Source organism: Salegentibacter tibetensis, assembly GCF_020164485.1.
In the GTDB taxonomy this organism is placed as follows: domain Bacteria; phylum Bacteroidota; class Bacteroidia; order Flavobacteriales; family Flavobacteriaceae; genus Salegentibacter; species Salegentibacter tibetensis.
Genome location: NZ_JAIQZA010000070.1, coordinates 1 through 3542 on the forward strand (window position 1 = coordinate 1; position 3542 = coordinate 3542).

Genomic DNA, 3542 nt, shown 5'->3' on the forward strand with positions numbered 1-3542 from the left:
CTGAAACATCACCCGTTTACGGTGGGTATATGGAAGGAGCAGTTTTTTCCGGCAATCAGTTGGTTAATAAGATGTTGAAGGAGAAATAGACAGGCGATTACCAGGAAGCAAATTTTAAGGGTCTGTTATTGTAGAGGCTATACTTAAAGTCTTTAAATCTCGGTATGCTCTTTGCCGAAGCCTACGAATAAAAAAACCAGGACTTTCGTCGCGTGTTCTCAAGTGGTGCCTTTTTAGTACTGGGATGATACGGTGAATGAATAGTAGATATACAGAAAAAGTATTTTGAAAAAAAGACGCTTATTCTTGATATAAATAGGTCACATTTTATTTGATATCAAACAAAAAAAAATGATTCCCAGTTTTGCTAAAAGCACTGAAAATCATTTATTTAGGTGGTTTTTGATGTATTTTGATACTCAAAAAGTCGGGGTGGCAGGAAGCTTTTAAAACGTTGAAAACCCCAGTATTTATATGGTTTCACGCAGATCCAATTTTTGAACTCACGATTAACTCACAATTTGAATAGAACGTATTGGTGCAGTTTGATATTCTGTACTATCCAAATATACAAATAATTGTCTAAGATACTAACCTGTTTTTATGGTCTTAATATGGGATAAATTCGATAATTACTTGTAAACAAAATTGTTTATATTTGTACCATGGATGATTTGATAAAATATAAAGGAATACATCCGGGAATTGTTTTAAACCGTGAATTAAAGAAGCGTTCTTTAAAACAACGTCCCTTCGCTATGGCTATAAATGAGCATCCGCAAACTCTAAATGCAATTACGAAAGGAAAAAGAAACCTGAACACTGCCCTGGCACTTAAAATTGAGAAAAAACTTGGATTAGAAGAAAGCACCTTGGCTATTTTACAGACTTATTATGAAATAGGTATTGAAAAAAATAAGCTCAAATCAAAAACACCTAATCTATCCTTACTTAGAGAATCCTTGTTTTGGGATACCGATATTAACAATATTGAATGGCATAAACAGCGTAAAGCAGTTATCAAGAGGGTTTTTGAGCGTGGTAATGCCACAGAGCAGGATGAAATTGTTCGTTTTTATGGAAAGCAAAAAGTAGATAAAGCACTTCGTTCAGTAGCCAGAAAACCTTACACTATTTCCACCAAATAATAACCAAAAATGCTTCACTACAATACGGTAAACCCTTTACTTTATGATAGTTTAATTCAGCTTATGGTTGCAAAGGAATTCAGCGAGTTCCGACTAGTTGGTGGCACAGCATTGAGCCTGCAGATTGGCCATCGGGAATCTATCGATATTGATCTTTTTAGCGATGTTGAATATGGTTCTATTAATTTTAATACTATCACAGCCTATCTCGAAAAAACTTTCCCTTATGTTGATTATTTGACGATGGAGCCAGCCTTCGGAAAATCTTATTTTATCGGAAAAAGTGAAAAAAAGGCCATTAAGCTGGATATTTTTTATACAGATCCCTTTATTCAATCACCACTTGTAGAAGATTCAATACGGATGGCCAACCTTGAAGAAATTATTGCTATGAAAGTAGATGTAGTCCAGCGCGGAGCGCGTAAGAAAGATTTTTGGGACTTGCATGCACTCTTTGATTCCTACAATCTGGCACAAATGTTACAACTCCACAAAAAGCGCTATCCTTATAGTCACGACAAAGAATAATACTACAAAATTTTACTGATTTTGACGAAGCAGATGGTGATTTCGATCCTATTTGTCTATTGGGGAAATACTGGGAGTTTATTATGGATGATATACAGGGCATTGTTTCTGACTATACCAGGAACACTAGAAGTTAAAAGTGGAAAAACATCTTTTCTAAAAAACAATTCTTTCCTTTTATTGTTAAATCCTGTGAGACGGATAAATCTATAATAACTGGTGAAGAATTCTGGCCCCTGATTGAACTTTATCCAAAGGAAATTTATTCTAGTAATGAGCAAGTTGACGCCAACCTTAGAATACTAGAGATATGAACCTTCTTCAGCCTAAAATATCATAAAATAATGATGAATTGATACGCTTTTGATGACGCCGACAACCTAGTAATTTAGGGCATTTCCGGGCGATTAACCCGGAATTTCAGAAAAACAGTAAATAATCCCTCTGGAATATACTTTCATTATTTCTTTTTTTTTTGATGAATGATGACAGATAATAAAATAGCCCAGTAATAGCAAGGGTTTTAACCCCGCATCGTTTCGGCATCACTTTGTCATCAAAAATAAAACGATGCTGAAATTTGTATAGATGTAGTAGGTTTTTATATAAAATAAGCTAGTTAAAAAAGAAAAAATGTAGCCCCCAAATCTACCATAACTTACAGCGCTGGATCCTATGCTGTTTTTATAGCGTATGGGAAGTTAAGTGTAAAGTAAAAACAGCATAGGGCGCAAAACCTATTTTGTTTTTGTAATACCAGTAAATTTTAGCCTGTTTTCAGGCTGTTCCAGCCCGTTTACTGGTAATCTCTCCTTCACTTCATTACTCAGGTTTAAAAATAGTGATCTAATTCACATTAATTTTTGACGCAACTTTCAACGGTTTTACTGGGTATTTCAGCTTATTTGACGCAAATTTTAAGATTTTAGCGGCAAGTTTTTTGTTTTAAAACCTTGCAACCATCGGGCGCAAAGCAAGATTGTCATTACAATGACACATCTTGCTTCCCTTTTATTTTATGCATTTTTTTGAGAACGAGAAACTGATTCATTTTTATACTTTCGAGGTTTAACTTAAAGAAAAATATTAACCGTTTAAGATCGCCATCACTGAAAAAATAATAAAATTTACTTTTTTCATCTTGAGCATTTTCCTTTTGCTGGTGAAAAGAAAAAATATTGTAGATCAGAATGACCTGGTTTATTCCATTATTTTTATTTACTTCTTCCAGCGCCATTGCATTATCTTTTGATGCTCTTTTATTTTCAAGCTTTGAAATTATTGAGGAGCTATAAATAGCAAAGCGGTTTATGTGATCCGATTAATTTCAAAGCTTGTCTTTTTAGCAGCAAAAGGTAAGGTGAAGTAAGAAGCATTTTAAAGAAATTCTGAAATCCTGATCGATGAATTTTAGTTACTGCCAAAGCGGACTTGAGTCAAAAAACTTTTTCATTATTATTCTTTTAGTATTTAATATTCTAAGCTTTTTGGCTCGTGTCCAAGACAATTTATAATAAACCTCTTTTCCTGAAATGAAGCTTTTGCGAAGTGAAGTAAAAGTGGTGAGTGGCATTGGAACTAATTAATTTGTTTTAGAAGTATAAGCTCCCACCGAATTCTTGCGAAGAGTTCGGCAAATCCATTTAGACCTTATATTTTTATGGTTATTTGTATTTAAATTTTCGGACATGGTTGCAATTGTTTTTTAGAAAACTTCCGGTACCTCTCTGCTGCTCTTGAATTTATTGGTCTCAAAAAAGGGATTTAAACCCTGCAATTTTATTGCAGCACTTTAGTATTGCGAAAAAATCTATATTTTCGAGCTATGAGTTATCAACGAAAAGGCTCACACACAGTCAGTCATTT

General features: G+C 34.0%; 3 protein-coding genes. 2 read left to right on the plus strand and 1 reads right to left on the minus strand.

Annotation, left to right across the window (positions count from 1 at the left end; genetic code table 11):
• The first annotated feature begins 665 nt into the window (after positions 1–665).
• Together LB467_RS18430 and LB467_RS18435 are read left to right on the plus strand one after the other, a co-directional pair.
• Positions 666–1148, plus strand: a complete 483-nt coding sequence (locus LB467_RS18430) for a helix-turn-helix transcriptional regulator (protein WP_224475622.1) — start codon at positions 666–668, stop codon at positions 1146–1148.
• 9 nt (positions 1149–1157) lie between these two features.
• Positions 1158–1676: a nucleotidyl transferase AbiEii/AbiGii toxin family protein gene (locus LB467_RS18435; RefSeq protein ID WP_224475623.1), complete on the plus strand. Its 519-nt coding sequence runs from the start codon at positions 1158–1160 to the stop codon at positions 1674–1676.
• 985 nt (positions 1677–2661) lie between these two features.
• Here the strand turns inward: LB467_RS18435 and LB467_RS18440 are convergent.
• The gene (locus LB467_RS18440) at positions 2662–2913 is read right to left on the minus strand and encodes a hypothetical protein (protein WP_224475624.1); all 252 of its coding nucleotides are present in this window, start codon (positions 2911–2913) and stop codon (positions 2662–2664) included.
• Positions 2914–3542: the final 629 nt, after the last annotated feature.

Coding starts and splice junctions, on each gene's coding strand:
- LB467_RS18430 (WP_224475622.1), top strand. CDS start 666: ATGGATGATTTGATAAAATATAAAGGAATACATCCGGGAATTGTTTTA.
- LB467_RS18440 (WP_224475624.1), bottom strand. CDS start 2,913: ATGGCGCTGGAAGAAGTAAATAAAAATAATGGAATAAACCAGGTCATT.
- LB467_RS18435 (WP_224475623.1), top strand. CDS start 1,158: ATGCTTCACTACAATACGGTAAACCCTTTACTTTATGATAGTTTAATT.